Origin of the sequence: Enterobacter sichuanensis (genome assembly GCF_009036245.1) — a bacterium.
GTDB classification, from domain to species: domain Bacteria; phylum Pseudomonadota; class Gammaproteobacteria; order Enterobacterales; family Enterobacteriaceae; genus Enterobacter; species Enterobacter sichuanensis.
Map to the genome: position 1 here is coordinate 1,136,860 of NZ_CP027986.1, position 21,992 is coordinate 1,158,851.

The following is a 21,992-nucleotide window of genomic DNA, read 5'->3' on the forward strand; positions in this document are numbered from 1 at the left end:
TTAGCACAGTGACAATTGCGTGTCGGATTTTAATGCCGGCACGCAATGTTTAAATAGCACAAAATGATAATGCCCACTCATTTAGTAGCACAAAACATTAAAAACCCGACCACACAGCCCGATTATTTCCAGTTAATATTCACCAGCTAAATATTTAGCAGCGTGTCTATTAAGGAAAAATAATGACTATAAAAAAATCAGCGCTGGCGGTAACGATCGGCGCGGCAGTGGCATTGACCTCCTTCGCTTCTCAGGCGGAAATCACCGTTCTTAAACAGGATCCTCAGGCGGGTAACCCGCTGAGCCGCCTGAACTTTACCGTTGGCGGCAGTATCCGTCCTCAGTTCCAGAACATGACCGGCGACGACGGTAAAAACAGCTACAAGCGTAACGGCTTTGACGGCGGCACCCGTTTCCGTTTCGCGGCTGATTACTACCTGTTTGATGACATCAGCTGGATCAGCTACTACGAGCTGGGTGTGAATATTCCCGCCCAGTTTAACTGGGATCACCACTACGCCGAAGGTGCGCACGACACCACGCGTCGTATGCTCTACACCGGTCTGAAGAGCGACACCTGGGGTACGCTGACCTTCGGTCAACAGAACAGCGTTTACTATGATGTGGTTGGCGCGAAAACCGATATCTGGGACTACGACATGATCGCTCAGGCGCCAGGTAACGGGATCAACGGCGACTACGACGGTTCTTATCGTTCACGTCAGATGCTGAAATATAAGAAAACCGTGGGTGATGCCGACATCTATGCATCTTACCTGTTTGAAGACAGCGAATACCTGCCGGGCAATGGCCTGCGCTACAAGCGTAAAGGCGGCGGTTCACTGGGTCTGGATTACCACCTGACCACCGATCTGACCTGGGGCGCCGCGTGGAACTACACCCGTGCGGACATGCGTAACCCGGACAACGGCGACAGCAAAACCTATGACCAGAACATCCTCGGTACCGCGCTGAGCTGGACGCCGGATAACTGGACCTTCTCCGCAGGCGGCGGCTGGTATCAGAACTTCCTGACCACCAAAAAAGTGTCTGTGAATGACTACTTCGCCGGTGACGCGTGGGGTATTGAATACTTCGCAGGGTACAAATTCCCAGTCGGTCAGTATGCGGTTAAATCCATCCAGCCTTACTTCATGGGCGACCGTATTGAGTACGTGAACGGCCGTAACTACCAGCGCATCGATAACGGCGTGGGTATCAGCTTCCAGCTGGATTATGGTTTCCGCGTGGATTACGAACACGTGTTCACCTCCAGCACCGACAACCTGGGCGACATGAACCTGGTGCGTCTGCGTTACGACTTCTGAGTCGTTATGTAGGGTGCGGTCTGATGCCCTCACCCTGACCCTCTCCCACAGGGAGAGGGGACAAACATTAAAAACGGCAACCCTGGTTGCCGTTTTGCTTTTACCTCGGCACCCGGCTTTATTTTTCAGCGATCAAGCCACTCAGCAATCTCTTCGTACGTCCCGCGATAGACAATCTTCTCCGCCTTTTTCTCCAGCTGATAGCCGTACATCGGGTCGTAATAGTCCTTTAACAGCGGCACAAGCCAGCTGAAGTGCGCGTCAGTGCTGCCAGTACGTTGCTGTTCCAGCAGCGCGGAATCTAACAGCGCGGTGAACTCAGCATACCGCTGCAGCCCCAGACGGCGGCGAATGGCGAACAGGCCGTGGTGCAGATATTCACTGTATTCTTTCCAGCCCGCCTCCTCGCCGTATGCGGCTGAAAAGTCCGCCCACATATGATCGAAATACTCTTCGCGCAGGCGCTCAAGCCGAATATCGAACGGGTCCTCTACCACGACGACAGGGGCTTCAGCCATGCGGTCGCGCAGGCATTCCGGCAGATGGTTAGAGCCAATCATCCTGCCTTCATCTTCCAGCACCCAGCGCGCAGCGTCTTTTTTCAGCAGCTCGACCGCAAGGTAATTTTCGAAGCTTGCCTGGGAAAGTTGCGGCGTCAGCGTGCGGCCAAAGGATGAACCGCGATGGTGCGCCAGTCCTTCCAGATCGATTCCCTGCGCGTGCTGCTGCACCAGCAGCGTTTTACCGTTTCCGGTACAGCCGCCGATGAGCACCATCGGTTTTTGTGACTGCTCGAGGGTCACCTGAATCGCTGTCTGACGCAGGGCCTTATAGCCGCCGCGGATCAGCGGGTAATCGACACCCGCCTCTTTCAGCCAGGCCTGCGAGATATGTGAGCGCTGGCCACCGCGCGCGCAGCAGAGAAAACCCTCAGGATGGGCAAGGCTGGCGTCGCGCCAGGCGTTGATACGGGCCTCACGCGTGTCGCCATGCACCAGGCTATGGCCGAGCGCCAGCGCGGCCTCGGGCCCCTGGCGTTTATAGCAGGTGCCTACGGCGGCGCGTTCGTCGTCGTTCATCAATGGCAGGTTAAGGGCGGCAGGCATCGCGCCCTGGGCAAATTCGATCGGCGCGCGAACGTCGATTAAAGGGGTATCAGACGCGAGGATCGCGCGATAGTCCGTTCCATCGTTCATGGTTTTTCCAGAAGAAAACTGAGCAGCAATGGGCGGGAATTGTACGCCGGGGAAGGGGAAGGTCAACTCCCCGGCGGGGATGTCTTACCTGAGCTTTGATTGCGCCCAGACAATGCCGCTCGCGTATTCCGGCGGCAGGAGAGGGATCAGGGCTTCCAGGCTGGCGCTCAGGCGGCCTGCGTCGCTGTCGTTCAGGTTCAGGTGACCCACTTTACGACCCGGACGAACCTCTTTGTCGTACCAGTGCAGATGCACCAGCGGCAGCTTCAGCCAGTCATAGTTCAGATCGGTGCCGATCAGGTTGATCATCACCGACGGGCTGTTTACCACTGGCTGCGGCAGCGGCAGGTCAGTGATGGCGCGCAGATGCAGTTCGAACTGGCTGATGGAGGCACCGTTTTGCGTCCAGTGGCCGCTGTTATGCACGCGCGGCGCGAGTTCGTTAATCAGCAGACCAGACGGCGTGACAAAACACTCCATCGCCATGACGCCCACATAACCGAGTTCGTGCATGATGGCAGAGAGCATCTCTTCCGCCTGCGCCTGCTGGTCAGCACTGGCGTGCGGGAAGGCGACGCTGGTGCGCAGAATACCGTCCTGATGCAGGTTATGCGTCAGCGGGTAAAAGACCGTACGGCCATCATGCCCGCGCGCGCCAACCAGCGACACTTCACCGCTGAAGTTAATGCCCTGTTCAACGATGCACTCGCCGTAGCACTCATCCGGCAGCTCGGCGGTGTCGTTCGCACGCAGACGCCACTGGCCGCGGCCATCGTAGCCACCCACGCGGCGCTTCACGATCGCCAGTTCGCCCAGCATCGCGAAGACATCATTCCACTCGCTTTTATCGGACAGCAGCTGCCACGGCGCGGTCGGCAGGCCGAGCTTGTCGAACAGCTGCTTTTGCGTCAGGCGGTCGGCAATGATCGGGAACACATCGCGATTAACAAAGGCGTTATGACGCGCCAGTTCGCGGGTCAGCGCCGTCTCCGGCCAGCGTTCGATCTCGGCGGTAATCACGCTCTGGTGGAACGGGACGGCTTCAGGTTCCGCATCCAGCCCGACGGGCCAGACGGCAATACCCAGCGGTTCACCTGCCTGGCGCAGCATCCGGCCTAACTGACCGTTACCGAGGACGCAAACCTGCTTCATGCCGCACCCCGCGGGTCCGGATTGTCGAGCACCTCATCGGTCTGAGCTTTACGCCAGTCCGCCAGACGCTGATGCAACGCGCTGTCGTGCGTCGCCAGAATCTGCGCGGCCAGCAGGGCGGCGTTGGCGGCACCCGCTTTGCCAATCGCCAGCGTGCCGACAGGAATACCACGCGGCATCTGGACGATGGAGTAGAGGCTGTCGACACCACTCAGCGCGGCGCTTTGTACGGGAACGCCCAGTACCGGCACCAGGGTTTTGGCGGCAATCATGCCCGGCAGATGTGCTGCGCCGCCCGCACCGGCAATGATCACCTCATAACCGTTCTCTTCGGCGCTTTCGGCGAAGCTGAACAGTTTATCTGGTGTACGGTGCGCGGAGACCACTTCTACATGGTGCGGAACATTCAGGATGTCAAAGATTTCGGCGGCGAACTGCATGGTAGCCCAGTCGCTTTTGGACCCCATCACGATGGCGACACGCGCCGGATTATTGCGGGAAGACATGCGTCTTAAAACTCCTGTGGTGCGAAACACACTGCTTTCGAGGGCACAGAGAATAGCATGTTATACGTGCAAGGAAAACGGTTGCGTGGCTGAGAAATAGGCAAAAAGACGAGAAGCGGTTAAAACGGGAAAGCGATCAACTCCACACCTTCCGGGGTGACTTTAACCATAGACCCTTCGCTGTGCCACGCGCCTAATACCACGCGGTGGGCGGGCTCGCCGTTGGCAATAAGTGAATGCACGTCAGGCCGATGGGTATGACCGTGGATCAGCCACTGGACGCGGTGCTTTTCCATCACGTTCACCACCGCCTGCGGGTTAACGTCCATGATGGTCATGGATTTGCTGCTGTTGGCGGCCTTACTACCCGCACGCATTTTCGCGGCGATGCGATTGCGGATGAATAACGGCAGGGCAAGGAACAGCGTTTGGATCCACGGGGTGTGAACTTTGGCGCGAAACGCCTGATAGCCTGTATCGTCGGTGCAGAGCGTATCGCCGTGCATGATCAGCACCTTGCGGCCATAGAGGTTGAGCACCTGCTCTTCCGGCAGCAGCGTCATGCCGCTTTCGCGGGCGTAGCGCTTGCCGAGCAGGAAATCACGGTTTCCGTGGATGAAGTAGCAGGGGACGCCAGAATCCACCAGCGCCTTGATGGCCGCCGCCATTTCACGGTGTAGTGGGTTCGGGTCATCGTCGCCAATCCAGGCTTCAAAGAGGTCGCCGAGGATGTACAACGCATCCGCATGTCGGGCTTCACCCGCTAAAAAACGCAGAAAACCGGCGGAGATCGCCGGTTCTTCTGTTTGCAGATGCAAATCTGCAATAAAGAGTGTCGCCACGAATTACTCGCTGACGGTCACGCTTGTAATCACAACGTCTTCTTTCGGAACGTCCTGATGCATGCCGCTGCGGCCGGTAGAAACGGCTTTGATCTTGTCAACCACGTCCATCCCTTCAACCACTTCTGCGAAGACGCAGTAGCCCCAACCCTGCAGGCTTTCGCCGGAGAAGTTCAGGAAGTCGTTGTCAGCCACGTTGATGAAGAACTGTGCGGTCGCAGAGTGAGGCGCCTGAGTACGGGCCATCGCCAGCGTGCCACGGGTGTTTTTCAGGCCATTGTTCGCTTCGTTTTTGATCGGCTCTTTGGTGGCTTTCTGATGCATGCCAGGTTCGAAACCGCCGCCTTGGATCATAAAGCCGTTGATCACACGGTGGAAGATGGTGTTGTTGTAGAAACCTTCGCGGCAGTAGTCCAGGAAGTTTTTAACTGTTTCAGGCGCTTTGTCATCAAAGGTTTTGATTACGATATCGCCATGATTAGTGTGGAAAGTAACCATTTTTGCATCCTGTTCCGTTATTGTGGTACGTCGACCCGCGTTCGGGTCATATATAGGGGCTTGTTATAGCATAACCACAGGATGCGATCACCTTGCATTGTGTGCTGCTTCAGGTTTGAATTACGGGTAGAATAGCCGGTTTTCAACCACACACGTGTTTACATGGAATCTTCGATGTTAAAAATCTTTAATACAATGACGCGCCAAAAAGAGGAATTTAAACCTATCCATGCCGGGGAAGTCGGCATGTACGTGTGTGGAATTACGGTTTACGATCTCTGTCACATTGGCCATGGCCGCACCTTCGTCGCCTTCGATGTGGTTTCGCGCTACCTGCGTTTTCTCGGGTACAAACTGAAGTACGTGCGTAACATCACCGACATCGACGATAAAATCATTAAGCGTGCGAATGAGAACGGCGAAAGCTTTGTCGCGCTGGTCGATCGTATGATCGCCGAGATGCACAAAGACTTCGACGCCTTAAATATTCAGCGCCCGGACAGCGAGCCGCGCGCGACCCACCATATTCACGAAATTATCGAGATCACGGAAAAGCTGATTGCGCGCGGTCACGCCTATGTGGCGGACAATGGTGACGTGATGTTCTCGGTGCCGACTGACCCGACTTACGGTTCGCTTTCCCGTCAGGACCTGGACCAGCTGCAGGCTGGCGCCCGCGTTGACGTGGTTGACGTGAAGCGTAACCCGATGGACTTCGTGCTGTGGAAGATGTCCAAAGAGGGCGAACCAAGCTGGCCGTCCCCATGGGGTGAAGGCCGTCCGGGTTGGCACATTGAGTGCTCGGCGATGAACTGCAAACAGCTGGGCAAACACTTCGACATCCACGGCGGCGGTTCTGACCTGATGTTCCCGCACCACGAAAATGAAATCGCGCAGTCCACCTGCGCCCACGGCGGCGAGTACGTGAACTACTGGATGCACTCCGGAATGGTGATGGTTGACCGCGAGAAGATGTCTAAATCGCTGGGCAACTTTTTCACCGTGCGTGACGTGCTGAAATATTACGACGCGGAAACCGTGCGTTACTTCCTGATGTCCGGCCACTATCGCAGCCAGCTGAACTACAGCGAAGAGAACCTCAAGCAGGCGCGTTCTGCGCTGGAGCGTCTGTACACCGCGCTGCGCGGGACTGACAAATCCGTGGCGGCCGCTGGCGGCGAGGCGTTCGAAGCACGCTTTATTGAAGTGATGAACGACGACTTCAATACTCCGGAAGCGTACTCCGTGCTGTTCGATATGGCGCGCGAAGTGAACCGTCTGAAGTCAGAAGACATGGCGGCAGCGAATGCGCTGGCGTCTCACCTGCGTAAGCTCTCCTCCGTGCTTGGCCTGCTGGAGCAGGAGCCGGACGTGTTCCTGCAAAGCGGTGCGCAGGCGGATGACGGCGAAGTGGCGGAGATTGAAGCGTTGATCAAGGCGCGTCTGGAAGCGCGTCAGGCGAAAGACTGGGCGGCAGCAGATGCGGCGCGTAACCGTCTGACCGAGATGGGCATTATTCTGGAAGACGGCCCGCAGGGGACCACCTGGCGTCGTAAGTAAGTCTGGTGCGCGCTGATGCCCTCACCCCAGCCCTCTCCCACAGGGAGAGGGTGCAAACACTAAAAACGGCAACGTGAGTTGCCGTTTTTCTTTTACCTCCTCTTCCACCACAACAGCCCCATCAGCACCACCCCCGGCAACCATACCCACAGCAACTCAGAGATGATCACCTGATGCCCGTACGGCGTGGTATAGCGTGACAGGGCAAACGGCGCGACCTTAATCACCTGCCACGGCGCAAAGAAGCGTTCATCTGACCATGGCCACAGCCAGCCGACGCCTTTTCCGCCTGTCGTAATGGCGTCCAGCAGGCTGTGCGACAGCAATGACACGGTTAAAAACAGCCAGCACCGCGCAAGGCTTGCCCTGAACCATCGTCGGCCGATCAGGACGCACAGTATCGGCACCACAAAGGCAAACAGCAGAGAATGGGTAAAGCCGCGATGCCCGAAAACGTTTCCGTACGCGACGCCGAACCTGAACGCCAGCACGTCGGCATCCGGCAGCATGGCGAGGACAATTCCGGCAAACAGCAGGCGGGGAGGAATGACCCGGGAACCGAGACCTAAGCCCAGGCAAAGCGGAACAGCAGCGTGAGTAATAACGGTAGGCATCGTATTTATCCATGGCAAATCATGGAACTATAGCAGCCATTTCGCGGCAGTTGACCTGTGCTAAATTCTGATTTTACGCCGATTCCCGGGCTATAAGTTGCCCGGAGAGGGTAATGCGCTGCGTTTGCAGCGTCGGCTCTTTCAGCTTGCGGATAATAAGCCCCGCAGCCTGACGCCCGGTCTCGTCGCTGGCGGAGGAGACATAGGTAAACGACGGCGAGGTGAGGTTAACGTGCAGCATATCTTCGAAACCGACCAGCGCGACCTGCTGCGTCAGAAACACATCTTTACCCACCGTACGTCCTACCTGATGAATACCGGAGATGGAACCGATCATCGCATCCGGCGAATGGCAGAGCAGGGCGGTGATGGTGTTGTTTTTCTCCAGCAACTGACGTGTAGCGATGGCCGCGGCCTGTGTGTCATCGCTACAGGCGGGGGAGCTTTCGTCGCGCCAGACCAGTCCGTTTTGCATCATCGCGCTGCGAAATCCGAGCAGGCGTTGTTCGCGGATAAGACAGCCTTCACGCCCGCCAATATAGGCGATGTTGCGGTGACCACGCTCGATGAGATAGCGCGCGGCAAGGCTCGCCGCCTGGCGGTTATCGCGCATCACCAGGTTACATTTTTCATCCAGCAGAGACTGCGAGACCACCACCAGCGGCAGCGGACACTGGCGAATCTGCTCCGGCAGGGTGGAGGCGCGCGTATCGGACGCGAGATATATCACGCCCGCCACGCCCTGTTGCTTAAAGGAGAGCAGGGTACGCTCTAAATGCTCCCGATCGTTCAGCGGCTGGCCGAGAAAAACCATATACCCCTGTTTCTCCAGCTCCTGAACAATGCTTGCCATCACCTTGATGGAAAAGCTGTCGCTAAAGTCACGGAGGATCAGGCCGATCAGGTTGGAGGTGTTGGCGCGAAGATTGGCTGCGGCGACGTTATGAACATAGCCCAGCGTATTGATGGCAGCGTTGACCTTCTCGATCGTTGCCTCTGAGATTTTCCCTTTCTGGCGCAGCACCAGCGAGACGGTTGAGACCGACACGCCCGCGTGCCTGGCGACATCAATAATGCTGACTTTCTTCAAAACCGCTCCCTGAAATTAACCGATTATCAGCCAGATACGACTCGTCTCCCAGCGTACAGGAGACGCGTCGTTGAGGCATCTTATTATTTGCCGATCATGGTGGACATGGTCTGGGCGATAAACTGTGCTCTGGCACCGAAAATCACCTGAATACCGTTGTCGCCGACGAAGACCACGCCGCGCGCGCCGAGTCCGTTCAACCCGTCCCGGTCTACCGCCTCACTTTTTGCCACTTCCAGGCGCAGGCGGGTGATACAGGAGCCGACAGAGTCGATGTTATGCGCGCCGCCCAGCAGGGTAATGATCTCGGTTGCGAGCTCGGAATCTGACTTCTCATCCGCATTGGCGGTGACCTCAGTGCGGCCCGGCGTTTTCACGTCGAAACGACGGATCACAAAGCGGAACGTGAAGTAATAGATCAGGCCCATTGGAATACCGATGATAATGGCATTCAGGAAGTTAGTCTGGTAGCCGTTAAATGACGGCAGGATCCCAAATGACAGGTAGTCGATAAAGCCCGCGGAGAACGACTTGGCGATATGCGCATGCAGCAGATACATGGTCATGTAGGCCAGACCTGCCATGATGGCGTTAAAGACGTACAGGATCGGCGCCACGAAGATAAAGGTAAACTCAACCGGTTCAGTGATCCCCGTCAGGAAGCAGGTGAGCGCCGCGGAGAACAGAATACCGGCCGCGATTTTCTTATTTTTAGTGTGCGCTTCGTGGTACATCGCCAGGCATGCGGCGGGCAGCGCGAACAGCATCAGCGGGAATTCACCCTGCATGAACTTACCGGCGTTCTGGTAGGTGTCGCTGCTGAAGGATTTCACCCCCTCTTCCAGCATCTTGAACCAGATGGTCTGATCGCCGTGGATGACCTGGCCTGCCTGGGTGGTGTAATCCCCAAACGAATACCAGAAAGACGGGTACCAGATATGGTGCAGACCGAGCGGGATCAGCGCACGTTCCACCAGACCGAAGATAAAGGTCGACGCTGCCTGATTATCGCCGTTAACCACCACTGAGAGCGCGTCGATACCGGCCTGAATATGCTGCCAGACGTACGGCAGCAGCAGCCCCATCAGGAACGAAAGGAACGCCGTTGCAATCGCCACGAAGCGCTTACCGGAGAAGAAGCCCAGGAACTCCGGCAACTGCATGGTGTGGAAGCGGTTATAGCACCAGGCGGCGAGAATACCGCAGATCAGGCCACCGAAGACGCCCATCTGCAGCGTCGGGATGCCGACGACCATGGCATACTTTCCGCCCTGAGAGGCCATTTCCGGCGTGATGCTCAGCACGGTGCTGATGGTGATATTGGTGACAAACACCGAAACGGCCGCAGACAACGCCGCAATACCGGACTCCGATGCCAGACCCACGGCAGAGCCAATGGCAAACAGCATCGGCAGATTATCAAAGATAACCCCGCCCGCGTTCATCATCAGCGGCAGATGAAACTTATCGCCGAAAGCCAGCAGCAGGCCCGCAGCGGGAAGCAGTGAAATTGGCAGCATTAAGGCGCGACCAATCATCGATAACTTAGACAGCGATTTAACAAACCCTGATATCAGACTCATGCTGATGTCCCCCCGAGTAGCGCTTTTTTGGCGCTGTTATTGTAAGTAGAACGTTTTAGTAGAACGTTCTACTTATCGTGGGCAAAGCGTGAAAAACGCGCAACTGAATTTTCACTTTTCAGCAGAGGAAATAGTGATTATTTGAAGTGGATCGATAAATAACCGTGATGGGTATGAGGGGATTTTTATCCCCTCTCCCCTTTGGGGAGAGGGTCAGGGTGAGGGGACTCAGGCTGTAACGGTCACGCTCTGTCCTTCAAAGCTCACGGTCTGGCCCGCGACAATTTTGCAGCGTTTGCGGGTTTCCACCGCGCCGTCCACTAACACCAGCCCGTCGGCAATGGCGATTTTGGCCTGCGCGCCGCTTTCGCTCCAGCCTTCCAGCTTCAGCAGATCGCACAGCTCAACGTGCGGATGTTTACCTAATGAAAAAGTCGCCATCTTACGCGTCCTCTACGTCGTGATATTCTTCGCATGCCTGCAAGGTGTTCTGAATCAGGGTTGCAACGGTCATCGGGCCTACGCCGCCCGGTACCGGCGTGATGTAAGAGGCGCGAGCCGCGGCGTCTTCATAGACCACGTCGCCGACCACCTTGCCGTTTTCCAGACGGTTAATCCCGACGTCCACGACAATCGCCCCCTCTTTAATCCATTCGCCTGGAATAAAGCCCGGCTTACCGACGGCGACGATCAGCAGATCGGCGTTCTCGACGTGGTGACGCAGGTTTTTGGTAAAGCGGTGGGTCACGGTGGTGGTGCAGCCGGCCAGCAGCAGCTCCATGCTCATCGGACGGCCCACGATGTTGGACGCGCCGATAACCACAGCGTTCAGACCGTAGGTGTCGATGTTATAACGCTCCAGCAGCGTCACGATACCACGCGGCGTGCACGGACGCAGACGCGGCGCGCGCTGGCACAGACGGCCGACGTTGTACGGGTGGAAACCGTCAACGTCTTTATCCGGCGCGATACGCTCCAGCACCTTCACGTTGTCGATGCCTGCAGGCAGCGGCAGCTGAACCAGAATACCGTCGATCTCTTTATCGGCATTCAGGGTGTCAATCAGTTCCAGCAGTTCTGCTTCGGTGGTGGTTTCTGGCAAATCGTAAGAGCGGGAGACGAAGCCCACCTCTTCACACGCTTTGCGTTTGCTGCCGACATAAATCTGCGATGCCGGGTTGCTACCAACCAGCACAACGGCCAGCCCGGGGGCGCGCTTTCCGGCCGCTTTACGCGCCTTCACTTTTTCCGCGACCTCAGAGCGCACCTGCTGCGCAATCGTTTTACCGTCAATAATCTTTGCTGCCATCAGAGAGAAGATTCCGTCTGTAACGTTTGAAAGGGGGGATGGCCTGTATTTTGTCAGAAGCGAGCGCCGCTGTCAGTCACCCTTTACGAGTTTTCATCTGTGGGGCGTAAAAACCCTTCTTAAGGGATGGTCAATTTCTTAGGCGGGATTAGGATGTGACCTGGCGAAATGGCAGCGTTTTGACATATTTAAAAAACACTTCCTGAGCTACTTTGTCTCCTCCGAAATAAGCTTTCAATTCATCAATTGAACGTATTTCTTATTCCCGATTATTCGCGGGAAGGGTTATTTACATTTTAAAGGAATAGACATGAAACTCAGCAACATTGCTTCTACTGTTATTGCCACATTTGCCCTGGTAGCGGGTGCCGCAAATGCAGCAGATCCTGTTACCCCGGTTTCCGTAAATGGCGGTACCGTACATTTTAAAGGTGAGCTGGTTAACGCTGCTTGTTCAGTAAATACGGATTCTTCCGAGCAGACCGTTAATCTGGGTCAGTATCGTACCGCGAAATTCACTAAAGTGGGCGACACCACCTCTAATATTCCATTCAGCATCGAACTGAACGACTGCGATCCGCTGGTGGCCAAAACCGCAGCCGTTGCGTTCACCGGTCAGATCGACCCAACTGACAAAACCCTGCTGGCCGTGAGCTCCGGTAGCAACGACAACACCGCGAAAGGCGTAGGTATCGAGATCCTCGACAGCAAATCCAGCGTTCTGACACCTGACGGTGCGACCTTCTCTGCCGCGCAGACCCTGATCGAAGGGACTAACACCCTGAAATTCACCGCGCGTTATAAGTCAACGGCTGCAACCACCGAGCCAGGCCAGGCGAACGCTGACGCCACCTTCGTAATGAAATACGAGTAATTCCTCCGCACAGGGATGTTCAGGCCTCACGGACGAGGCCCGTCATACGCTAAAGCCAGGAACGAAGGATGACAAGGACTGGAACACTACTGCTGTTAACCCTTGCGATGGCTGGCCCGGTATCAGCGCATACCGTGGTGATCGACGGGGGCAAAGTGCATCTCAGAGGTGAGCTGGTGAATGGCGGCTGCGCCGTGGCGCCGGACAGCCAGAATATGCGCATCGACATGGGGCAGTACCGAACCAACTCATTTTCCGGTGTGGGCAGTTTTTCTACGGTGAACGTGCCCTTTACCGTGCGGCTGCTGGACTGCAGCGTTGATGTCTCGCGTACCGTGGGGATCCAGTTTCAGGGCGTCACGCCCGCAGAAGATCCGCAGGTTTTTCTGGCAACATCGCGGCCAGGTGAGACACCTGTCAGCAGCGGCGTGGGCCTGGCGCTCTTTGACGAACAGCAGCGTCAGATTATCCCTAATGCTCCGGCCGTCAGCTGGCTGCCGGTCGATACCCGTGAGCTCACGTTCCATTTTAGCGCCCGCTATCGGGCTATTTCCGAACATCTCGAGCCAGGCAAAATTCAGTCGGATGTCTGGTTTACGTTGATTTATCCCTGACACCTGCGAACACATTATTAAAGGTACGGTTGTGATGAATACCCGAATTAAACCAGGACTTTTTTTAGCGTTTATTTTAATGATGGTTTCTGCATGCGCGAATGCGTCCGGCGGTATTGCGCTGGGGGCCACCCGCGTTATTTACCCGGCCGATGCGAAGCAAACATCGCTGGCGATCACCAACAGCAATAAACAAGAACGCTATTTAATTAACGCGTGGATCGAAAATGCAAACGGGCAAAAAGAAAAAACCTTTGCCGTCACTCCGCCATTGTTTGTGAGCGAGCCGGACAGTGAAAACACGCTGCGTATTATTTATGCCGGACCTGCGCTGCCTGCCGACCGCGAATCGCTCTTTTACATGAACGTGAAGGCGATCCCGTCAGTGAACAAAGCGAAAACGGAAAACAATAACGTGCTGCAGCTGGCGATCCTCTCGCGTATCAAGCTGTTTGTGCGCCCGAACAACCTGGCGATGCAGCCGGAAGAGGCGCTTTCCCAGCTGCGGTTTGAGCGTGCGGGTAACCATCTTAAAGTCAGCAACGCTTCACCGTATTACATCACCCTGGTCAATCTGAAGCTGGGGGGCAAGCCGCTGGATAACCTGATGGTGGCGCCAAAAAGCGCGGCGCAGCAGGTGTTGCCAGCCGGTGCCGGCGGCACGCTCTCCTGGCAGAGCGTGAATGACTACGGTGCCATCACACCGGCGCGTAGCGTTAACCTGTGAGCAGAGTCAGGGCGATGAAAAACCACCAGAGACGTTACTGCCCGGTTGCGCTGGCGCTGATGGCGGCGCTCTGGCCACAGGCTGGCTGGAGCGAAAGTTACTTCAACCCGGCCTTCCTCTCCGACGACGCCGCCAGCGTGGCGGATTTGTCGCGTTTTGAACAAGGGCACCAGCAGGCACCCGGCGTTTATCGCGTGGATATCTGGCGTAACGATGAGTTTATCGGCACCCAGGACGTGCGTTTTGAGCAGGCCGGGGACGCGCCGCCGGTAGCGGGCGGGTTGTCGGCGTGTATTACGCGCGCGATGCTCGATCGCTTTGGCGTGAATGTGGCGGCATTTCCCGAGCTGGCTAAGGTGCAGGGCGAGACCTGCGTGCCGTTGACCACGGCCATACCCGGCAGCGAAACGGTATTTAACTTTGCCTCGCAGCGTCTGAACGTCAGCCTGCCGCAGGTGGCGTTGCAGAACAGCGCCCGGGGCTACATTCCGCCTGAACAGTGGGATGAAGGCATCCCCGCCGCTCTGGTGAACTACAGCTTCACGGGCAACCGGGGAAGCGAAGACGACAGCTACTACCTGAACCTGCAGAGCGGCCTGAACTACGGCGCCTGGCGTTTACGAAATAATGGCGCCTGGCGCTACACGCAGACCAACGGGCAGCGCCACAACGAGTGGCAGAACATTGGCACCTGGGCGCAGCGCACCGTTATCCCGCTGAAAAGTGAACTGGTGTTGGGCGACAGCAATACCGGGAATGACGTTTTTGACAGCGTCGGTTTTCGCGGCGGGCGGCTTTTCTCGTCTGACAGCATGTACCCGGACAGCCTGCAGGGCTACGCACCTACCGTGCGCGGGATTGCCCGGACGCCCGCCAAAGTGGTGGTGCGTCAGAACGGCTACGTGATCTATCAAAGCTACGTGCAGTCGGGCGCATTTGCCATTAGCGATCTCAACCCGACCTCCTCAAGCGGTGACCTTGAGGTGACGGTCGAAGAGAAAGACGGCACCCAGCAGCGTTATACCGTGCCGTACTCCACCGTGCCGCTCCTGCAGCGTGAAGGGCGCTGGAAGTATGACCTGGTGGCCGGGGATTACCGCAGCGGCAACAGCGACCAGGATACGCCGTTCTTCACCCAGGGCACCCTGATTACCGGCCTTGCCAACGGCTACACGCTCTACGGCGGCACGCAGCTCGCGTCACGCTATACCGCGGTGGCCATCGGGGCCGGTAAAAACCTCGGTGACTGGGGAGCGGTCTCGCTCGATATTACCCATGCCCGCAGCCAGCTCGCGGACGACAGCAAACATGAGGGGCAGTCTCTGCGCTTCCTCTACGCGAAATCCCTTAACGGCTTCGGCACCAACTTCCAGCTGCTGGGCTACCGCTACTCCACAAAAGGGTTTTATACCCTGGACGATGTCGCCTGGCGCTCAATGGAAGGCTATCAGTATGCCGACAGCCAGAACGATAACGATGTGCCGGACGTGCAGAGTTACCACAACCTGACGTGGAATAAAAAAGGCCGCTTCCAGCTCAATGTTTCTCAGTCGCTGGGAGATTACGGCTCGGTGTATATCTCCGGCAGCGAGCAAACCTACTGGGGAACGGACGAGTCGAACCTCTGGTATCAGCTGGGGTACGCGGGGGGCGTGAAGGGGATCAACTACTCCGTTTCGTGGTCGTGGAACAAATCCGTCGGGATCGACGGTACCGACCGGATCGCCTCGTTTAACGTCTCTGTGCCGTTCAGCCTCTTTACCCGTCAGGGTTATCGCCGGGACAGCGCCATCGACAGGGCCTACGCCACGGCATCCGCCAGTCGAAACAGCGATGGCGACACGAGCTGGCAAACCGGGGTCAGCGGAACGTTGCTGGAGGATCGCAACCTGAACTACAGCGTGACCCAGGGACACACCAGCACCAATGGCTCAAGCGGAAGCGCCAGCGCCAACTGGCAGGCGACCTACGGCACGCTGGGCGTGGGCTATAACTACAGCCGCGATCAGCACGATCTCAACTGGCAGCTCTCCGGCGGGGTGGTCGGCCATGCTGACGGCGTGACCTTCAGCCAGCCGCTGGGTGACACCAACGTGCTGATCAAAGCCCCGGGGGCATCCGGCGTCAGCGTCGAGAACCAGACCGGCGTGAAAACCGACTGGCGAGGCTATGCGGTGATGCCGTATGCCACCGTCTACCGCTATAACCGCGTGGCGCTGGATACCAACACCATGAGTAACAACACCGATATCGAAAATAACGTGAGCAGCGTGGTGCCGACCAAAGGCGCGCTGGTGCGCGCCAGCTTTGATACCCGCATCGGCGTGCGCGCTCTGCTGACGGTGACGCGCGGCAACCAGCCCGTGCCGTTTGGCGCGGTGGTCCGCGAAACGCAAAGCGGGGTGACCAGCATGGTAGGGGATGACGGGCAGATTTACCTGAGTGGGCTGCCGCTGGAAGGCGAACTGCTGATCCAGTGGGGCGACGGGGCGCAGTCCCAATGTCGCGCTCACTATCGCTTATCGCCTGAAAGTCAGAACCAGGCCATTACCATGGCGGGGGCCAGCTGTGATCGTTAACGGGGATCTTAAGATGCGCATTTTACGCAACGTAATGAGCTTTGCGCTGCTGTGCAGCGCGATGCCCGCCTGGGCAACGATTTGTCAGAACGCCAATGGGGTGGCGAAGGATATCTCCTACGATCTCTCAAACGTTTTTAACAGCTCCAATAACAAGCCTGGGCAGATTGTGACCCTGGCGCAAAAGTCCGGGCTGGTCGGCGTGAATGCCATATGTCCCAGAGGGACGACAGGCAAGTCCACCATGCGTAGCTACGTCACCAGTCTGCCGATAACGACGGTGATTGATAGCTACAAGTATGTGAAGCTCAATGACTATCTTGATGGCGCGATGCAGATCCACGATGACTTCGCGGGGACGTTCTATCCGCCGGCGAACTACATCCAGATGGGGGAGCACCCTAACGTTCCAAAGAACAAGGCGTTTCCGGTTACCGACTCAAAGCTGGTCTTTCGCCTGAGAGTCACCCGACGGTTTATCAACATGGTGGTGATCCCGAAACGGACCATGTTCACCGTATATGTGACCACCACGCCATCTGACTCCCTGAATACGCCGGTGTATACCATCAGCTATAGCGGTACCATTCAGGTGCCACAAAGCTGCGCGATAAATGCCGGGCAGGTGGTGGAGTTCGATTTTGGCGATATTGGCGCATCGTTGTTCAGCCAGGCGGGTGCCGGAAACCGTCCCCAGAAAGTCTCGCCACAAAGTAAAACCATAGCCATTAAGTGTACGAACGTGGAGGCCAATGCGTATCTGACGATGCGTATCGAGGCGGAAAAAATCGCTGGCAATGCGCTGGTTTCCGATAACCCCGATCTGGGATTTGTGGTGGCGAACGATAGCGGCACGCCTCTGACGCCTAACAACCTGAACAGCAAAATTCCGTTCCGCCTGGATGATAGTGCACAGGCGCAGGTGGGGATCCGCGTCTGGCCGGTAAGCATTACCGGGAATAAACCCGCAGAAGGCCGGTTCACCTCTCGCGGCTATCTCCGCGTGGATTACGATTAAGGGGGAGAGATGCGGAACTGGAAAGGACATGTTACTGCGCTGGCGCTGGTGATGTTTCAGACCAACGCGTGGTCAGCGACAGCATTGGGCGAGATCAATATTCAGATGTCCGGCAATATTGTCGATTTTACCTGCGTTGCGGAGGGCAGCGACAGCGACAAAACCGTCACGCTGGGCACCTGGCCCACCAAACAGCTCAGCACCACCGGGAGCCGTACGCAGCCTATGCCGTTTACCCTGAAGCTGACTGGCTGTCCGCCGGGTGCAGCCTCGATTACGTTTTCGGGAAAAGCCGACGGGAGCAATAACGGTTTGCTGGCGCTGAATGACGCCAGTACGGCAAGTCATGTCGCGGTTGAGATCAGGGATGCGGATAAAACGCGTCTGGCTCTCCAGCAGGCCAGCCAGTCGGTCCCGGTTGACGCGCTGGGGAATGCGACATTGTCGTTTTATGCCAATTATATCGCCACTGCAGATAACCCTCAGCCCGGTCGGGCTGATGCGGATGCGACCTTCATGATTAATTATAATTAACACTGACCGCACTCCCTGAAGCTCAGATAAGCTGCAGGGAGTGAATTCAGGTTATAGCAGTTCGTGCGCTTTGGCGTAATCAATTAATTCCACGATGCTCTGTACACCCAGCTTGGAATAAATATTGGATTTGTGCGCACTAATGGTCTTGTTGCTTAATAGTAGCTGTTCAGCAATTTCCTTATTGGATAATCCATTCGCCAGATAACGTAATACCGTGACCTCACGATTCGATAATGGCATATCTGCTGCCATTCCTTTCCCCGAACCCAGATGATTAATAAAGTTCAGCGTTTCTGACGGGAAAAATGAATAGCCCATCAGGATCATTTCTACTGCGTTGTAGATCTCACCCAAATCTTTTCGTTTACTGACAAAACCATTTGCTCCGGCGCGAATGGCGCGACCTGCGTAAAATGACTCAGATTTAGACGAGAGGAACAGAACCTTGATGTCCTTGTTTAAGTTCCTGATTCTCTTTAGCAAAGCAAAGGCATCCGTGCCCGTGAGTTCAATGTCAAGGATCACCAGATCGATAGGGTGATTGCGGATACAGTCAAGGACTTCATGGCTATCGCCAGACTTCAGCTTGACGACGATATTCTTATTTTTCTGTAGCAGGACTTCTATCGACATTCTGACGATAGGATGTTCGTCCATAATGATAACGGATGCCGGTTTCATTTTTAATGCCTCAGATTGTTAAAAGCGTTATGCAGAGTTTGTAAAACTCTCGAAATGCCGGAAGGATAAAAGTGCAGATCCCTATACCGTAGTATTTCCCTGGAAAGAGCGAAAGCATCCTTGTTGACGTAGTGAAAAGAACTATGCCTCAGCGCGGTCATCTCATTTGGCTGGTGTTGGCAAAAAGGTATTTCTTATTCATATTTGATACGCTTCTTATTATACCGTGTAAGTTTTTTCCGAAAACCCTGTAAATTAATCGCAGGGTATTGGTTTATATTATCTTCTGGATCTGAATCGCTATTTTTTTAAAATTAGCGGAAATATCCTGTTATCCCATTTACCGCATATTTTCATCTTTATGTAATAACAAAAAATAACAGATATCTCTTTGTGTTAATTTATTGTTAACAAAAACGCGCGTCATTTCAGAGGACGAACCCGCGATGATGAGGTGAAAAATTGACCTCACGGGCCGTCAAACCTTCATCTGAAAGTGCCCGGGTTAACCCGAAGAAACGCCTCTGTTGCACAGGAGAACATGCTACCTGCTTCGCTTCTTACTCCAGGGCGCCGCCGCTAAGCTGCTTGTTTTTACATCATTATCATCCTGTTAACGCTTTCTCCATTCACTTAACGGATGGAGGAAAGTACTGTAATTCCTTCAATTTGTGGCATTTCACAAGGTTTGCGCCCATAAATTAGGAATAGTTTTAATTTCGAATTTAATGTTAAAAATTAACATTTTTGCAACGTTAATGGTAAGTAAATTCCTAAAGCGCTTTAGGAAATAAGGGGTTAGCGCGTGGGTTAAAACGTGCAGTCTGAGAGGTTATTAAGAAGGTGAAGCAATTCCTGGCGATGGCTCAGCCCCAGTTTCAGCAGAATGCAGCTGAGACGATAGATAATGCGGCTATAGGGACGGTTCTGCATAAGGGCAATCTGACGTAGCGTCTTGCCCCGGGAGAGTTCCTGCAGGATTGGCCATTCGTTGCGGGAGAACCACTCTTTGTCGGAGCCCTGAGGGGGGCTGGTATTCAGCAGGCTATGCTGGAGGGCTGTGGCGTTCAGCTGGCGTTCGAGCACATGAAAAGGGCCCGCCGCTTTGCAGAAGAGACGGGTATCGTAGTTATCGGCCCGGACTAACAGCCAGGGGGTAAGGAAAGGCGGAAACAGGCTATGCCTTCGCAGCTGATCCAGTTTATCCAGAAGGCCCGTGGAGCGGCTTTCAATATCGACGACCAGACGGGCTGATGGCCACTGTGTCTGGGCGACAAGGGCGTCGTCCAGCGTGGCGTAGTCGCAGCAGCTGCTCAGGGGAAACTGCCCGTTGAGAAAACCGGTGCGCAGGAAGTGATCCTCCGTCACCAGAATGATAAACGGGGCATCTGTTTTGCGGGGCTGGCTGATGGACTGGCTCAAAAACTCGAGCCGGTCGAAAAAGGGGGGAGTAAAAGGTGAGCGCGTAAATCCCAGTGCATCACTTCCTGTACGCCGCCGCCGGTAACGGCGCACTGTCATTCGCATGGCCTCCCTCCTGGAAATGGCGTTTTAATCCTCCGGCCATGTCCAGGACGGCCAGTAATATCCCTGGCCGAGATCGGCGCCTGCCTCCAGTGCCCAGGTACGATCGCGTTCAGTCTCAATACCTTCGATAAGCACGTGCCCGGCAAGCTGAAAGCAGCGGGAAACCAGTTGCCTCAGCGCAGGGGTGTCGCGTAAACGCCAGAATGCTTCCTTATCTATTTTTATGCCGCTTAACGGAAGCCGGCTGGATAAAAACGACTGCACCAGAATCTCATCTACGTCATCCAGCCAGACAGCGTGCCCCCGGTTTCTGAGCTGCATCAGATTCTCAATGACGCGCTGCTTCTGTGCGGCAGACAGCGCCAGAAACGTTGCGGGGTCGACAATCTCAATATGGAGCGGCGCGCCAGGCAGCCTGATAAGCCGCTGAAAAGGCGCAGACTCTGTCAGGACGGTTATCGGCAGATTAATAAAAAGGTTATGACCGCGCGGCGTATTTTTTAACGCGGCAAGCTGTGCTTCAAGCAGCGATATCGACCACTCTGCAGACCGATCGCCGAAAAAGCCCTCACTGTACCGTGATTCACTGAGGACACTGAGGACCTCCACCCCCACCTGGTGCATGGAGCGGAGGGCGACGATGGGCTCAAGCTTGATGCCGACGATCTCCTGAGAGATGTATTCTAACCGGGGGGGCGTATCGATCAGGTTGTGCGCTGTCACTCCATTGTCCTGTTGTCTGTCAGCCTCCAGGCGGCCGGGTTACCTCTCTCTAGTGTGACGAGCTGACGTTCAGGAAAACAGCAGGCGTTACTTAAATGCAACTAAGCCTTTTCGCAGCAGGAAAGTGTACGGGAGAAAGGCGGGGGAATGGAGAAAAAACAGTCATATTTACAATCAGCTAGCCCTAATCAGGGGAGAAAACGGAAAAGGCATTGACTCACCTGCCATTGACCGTATAATTCTTCGCGTTTCACCGCCGCGAAGTTCACTCTTCTCAGTGCGCCCTTAGCTCAGTTGGATAGAGCAACGGCCTTCTAAGCCGTAGGTCGTAGGTTCGAATCCTACAGGGCGTGCCATTATCAATCATGCACTTACGCCTCTTTCGCCTCCTCCTCATTTCCGCTGTGGGACACATTTGGGACATCAACCCCAAAAATTGAGTCAATTTGCTTCGCATGCTCAGTTAAATGGTTAGGTGCCAAGTGGGCATATCGACGGACCATTTCGATCGACTCCCTGCCGCCCATTTCCTGCAGAACGGACAGCGGCATGCCGGACTGAATTAACCAGCTCGCCCAGGTATGCCGGAGTGACAGTTTTATCCGTTCGTGTCGATGGTTTTGTGTGGCTGTTAGATAATTTTATGCTTAAACGTTAATTCGTTTGATAAAGGCTTCGATTGTTTAGTTATCCGGTATATTAATCCTGAAAGGGATAATCCACATAGAAAGGGCCTGACAAGGCCCTTACTTTTCTGCATTAAGGTAACGGCAAGCCTGCGCGGATATCATCGTGAGGAACTGCTTTGCAGTTATCCCCCATAATGATGGGTCAAAATCGAACCTATACAGATTGAGAAACTCAAGCTCCACATCTTCATTTCTGTTGATAAAATTATTGCAATCCTCAATCAGACCCTTTGCATGTTCTGGTCCTTCGCACTTCAGATATTCTTCCATCACCTCTTCGATGGTCTCGCCAAACAAATCATAATCCTGGTTAAAGTACGCAGCCATTAGATGATCCAGAAATTT

The 21,992-nt window shown here is 55.3% G+C and carries 22 protein-coding genes, 1 tRNA gene and 1 pseudogene; 9 read left to right on the plus strand and 15 right to left on the minus strand.

Annotated features, from left to right (window positions below; translation table 11 throughout):
* Positions 1-182 precede the first annotated feature (182 nt).
* A complete protein-coding gene (locus C1N69_RS05260; RefSeq protein ID WP_059386529.1) occupies positions 183-1,328 on the plus strand; it encodes a porin in 1,146 nt (381 codons plus the stop codon).
* A 125-nt stretch (positions 1,329-1,453) separates the two neighbouring features.
* On the opposite strand, the gene mnmH is transcribed toward C1N69_RS05260, so the two are convergent.
* From mnmH to ppiB, 5 genes are all read right to left on the minus strand, one after another.
* Entirely contained in the window at positions 1,454-2,524 is a 1,071-nt protein-coding gene (gene mnmH, locus C1N69_RS05265; protein ID WP_047957917.1) for a tRNA 2-selenouridine(34) synthase MnmH, read from the minus strand.
* 84 nt (positions 2,525-2,608) lie between these two features.
* Positions 2,609-3,676, minus strand: coding sequence for a 5-(carboxyamino)imidazole ribonucleotide synthase (gene purK / locus C1N69_RS05270; RefSeq protein WP_047957918.1), 1,068 nt, complete (start codon positions 3,674-3,676; stop codon positions 2,609-2,611).
* A complete protein-coding gene (gene purE / locus C1N69_RS05275) occupies positions 3,673-4,182 on the minus strand; it encodes a 5-(carboxyamino)imidazole ribonucleotide mutase (RefSeq protein WP_025756126.1) in 510 nt (169 codons plus the stop codon). The genes purK and purE overlap by 4 nt, the downstream gene beginning before the upstream one ends.
* Positions 4,183-4,301: 119 nt before the next feature.
* A complete protein-coding gene (gene lpxH, locus C1N69_RS05280) occupies positions 4,302-5,024 on the minus strand; it encodes a UDP-2,3-diacylglucosamine diphosphatase (RefSeq protein WP_155030788.1) in 723 nt (240 codons plus the stop codon).
* Positions 5,025-5,027: 3 nt separating this feature from the next.
* Positions 5,028-5,522, minus strand: a complete 495-nt coding sequence (gene ppiB / locus C1N69_RS05285) for a peptidylprolyl isomerase B (RefSeq protein ID WP_025756124.1) — start codon at positions 5,520-5,522, stop codon at positions 5,028-5,030.
* Positions 5,523-5,696: 174 nt separating this feature from the next.
* On the opposite strand from ppiB, the gene cysS reads away from it, so the two are divergent.
* Positions 5,697-7,082 carry a cysteine--tRNA ligase gene (gene cysS, locus C1N69_RS05290; protein ID WP_045286676.1) on the plus strand — a complete coding sequence of 462 codons (1,386 nt, stop codon included), beginning with the start codon at positions 5,697-5,699 and terminating at the stop codon, positions 7,080-7,082.
* 92 nt (positions 7,083-7,174) lie between these two features.
* Here the strand turns inward: cysS and C1N69_RS05295 are convergent, their stop codons facing one another.
* From C1N69_RS05295 to folD, 5 genes are all read right to left on the minus strand, one after another.
* Positions 7,175-7,696 (minus strand): metal-dependent hydrolase, encoded by a 522-nt coding sequence (locus tag C1N69_RS05295; protein WP_155030789.1) that lies wholly within the window; start codon positions 7,694-7,696, stop codon positions 7,175-7,177.
* Positions 7,697-7,769: 73 nt separating this feature from the next.
* Positions 7,770-8,786 (minus strand): Mal regulon transcriptional regulator MalI, encoded by a 1,017-nt coding sequence (malI, locus tag C1N69_RS05300; protein ID WP_025756121.1) that lies wholly within the window; start codon positions 8,784-8,786, stop codon positions 7,770-7,772.
* Between the two features lie 83 nt (positions 8,787-8,869).
* Positions 8,870-10,369: a PTS transporter subunit EIIC gene (locus C1N69_RS05305; RefSeq protein ID WP_025756120.1), complete on the minus strand. Its 1,500-nt coding sequence runs from the start codon at positions 10,367-10,369 to the stop codon at positions 8,870-8,872.
* A gap of 228 nt (positions 10,370-10,597) precedes the next feature.
* Positions 10,598-10,810: a ribosome-associated protein YbcJ gene (gene ybcJ, locus C1N69_RS05310; protein ID WP_045286674.1), complete on the minus strand. Its 213-nt coding sequence runs from the start codon at positions 10,808-10,810 to the stop codon at positions 10,598-10,600.
* A gap of 1 nt (position 10,811) precedes the next feature.
* Positions 10,812-11,678, minus strand: coding sequence for a bifunctional methylenetetrahydrofolate dehydrogenase/methenyltetrahydrofolate cyclohydrolase FolD (folD, locus tag C1N69_RS05315; RefSeq protein ID WP_047957921.1), 867 nt, complete (start codon positions 11,676-11,678; stop codon positions 10,812-10,814).
* 310 nt (positions 11,679-11,988) lie between these two features.
* Here folD and fimA point away from each other — a divergent pair, with 310 nt between their 5' ends.
* From fimA to sfmF, 6 genes are all read left to right on the plus strand, one after another.
* The gene (fimA, locus tag C1N69_RS05320) at positions 11,989-12,552 is read left to right on the plus strand and encodes a type 1 fimbrial major subunit FimA (protein WP_025756117.1); all 564 of its coding nucleotides are present in this window, start codon (positions 11,989-11,991) and stop codon (positions 12,550-12,552) included.
* A 68-nt stretch (positions 12,553-12,620) separates the two neighbouring features.
* Positions 12,621-13,166: a type 1 fimbrial protein subunit FimI gene (gene fimI, locus C1N69_RS05325; RefSeq protein ID WP_025756116.1), complete on the plus strand. Its 546-nt coding sequence runs from the start codon at positions 12,621-12,623 to the stop codon at positions 13,164-13,166.
* Positions 13,167-13,200: 34 nt separating this feature from the next.
* Positions 13,201-13,893: a type 1 fimbria chaperone FimC gene (fimC, locus tag C1N69_RS05330; protein ID WP_045286673.1), complete on the plus strand. Its 693-nt coding sequence runs from the start codon at positions 13,201-13,203 to the stop codon at positions 13,891-13,893.
* Between the two features lie 14 nt (positions 13,894-13,907).
* Positions 13,908-16,472, plus strand: a complete 2,565-nt coding sequence (locus C1N69_RS05335; RefSeq protein ID WP_155030790.1) for a fimbrial biogenesis usher protein — start codon at positions 13,908-13,910, stop codon at positions 16,470-16,472.
* Between the two features lie 13 nt (positions 16,473-16,485).
* Positions 16,486-17,490 (plus strand): type 1 fimbria D-mannose specific adhesin FimH, encoded by a 1,005-nt coding sequence (gene fimH / locus C1N69_RS05340; RefSeq protein WP_025756113.1) that lies wholly within the window; start codon positions 16,486-16,488, stop codon positions 17,488-17,490.
* 9 nt (positions 17,491-17,499) lie between these two features.
* A complete protein-coding gene (gene sfmF / locus C1N69_RS05345; protein WP_025756112.1) occupies positions 17,500-18,024 on the plus strand; it encodes a fimbria assembly protein in 525 nt (174 codons plus the stop codon).
* A gap of 51 nt (positions 18,025-18,075) precedes the next feature.
* Here sfmF and fimZ read toward each other — a convergent pair whose 3' ends face one another.
* The 3 genes from fimZ to C1N69_RS05360 form a co-directional block, all read right to left on the minus strand.
* On the minus strand, positions 18,076-18,708 hold the full coding sequence (gene fimZ, locus C1N69_RS05350; protein ID WP_025756111.1) for a fimbria biosynthesis transcriptional regulator FimZ: 633 nt from the start codon (positions 18,706-18,708) through the stop codon (positions 18,076-18,078).
* Positions 18,709-19,518: 810 nt separating this feature from the next.
* The gene (locus C1N69_RS05355) at positions 19,519-20,235 is read right to left on the minus strand and encodes a helix-turn-helix transcriptional regulator (protein WP_025756110.1); all 717 of its coding nucleotides are present in this window, start codon (positions 20,233-20,235) and stop codon (positions 19,519-19,521) included.
* 24 nt (positions 20,236-20,259) lie between these two features.
* Complete coding sequence (locus tag C1N69_RS05360) at positions 20,260-20,958, minus strand: EAL domain-containing protein (RefSeq protein ID WP_155030791.1); 699 nt, start codon at positions 20,956-20,958, stop codon at positions 20,260-20,262.
* 279 nt (positions 20,959-21,237) lie between these two features.
* Here C1N69_RS05360 and C1N69_RS05365 point away from each other — a divergent pair.
* Positions 21,238-21,314, plus strand: a tRNA-Arg gene (locus C1N69_RS05365).
* A gap of 15 nt (positions 21,315-21,329) precedes the next feature.
* Here the strand turns inward: C1N69_RS05365 and C1N69_RS05370 are convergent.
* Both C1N69_RS05370 and C1N69_RS05375 read right to left on the minus strand, forming a co-directional pair.
* A pseudogene (locus C1N69_RS05370) lies at positions 21,330-21,548 on the minus strand (tyrosine-type recombinase/integrase); the annotation flags it as partial.
* A gap of 156 nt (positions 21,549-21,704) precedes the next feature.
* A complete protein-coding gene (locus C1N69_RS05375) occupies positions 21,705-21,974 on the minus strand; it encodes a contact-dependent growth inhibition system immunity protein (protein WP_155030792.1) in 270 nt (89 codons plus the stop codon).
* Positions 21,975-21,992 lie beyond the last annotated feature (18 nt).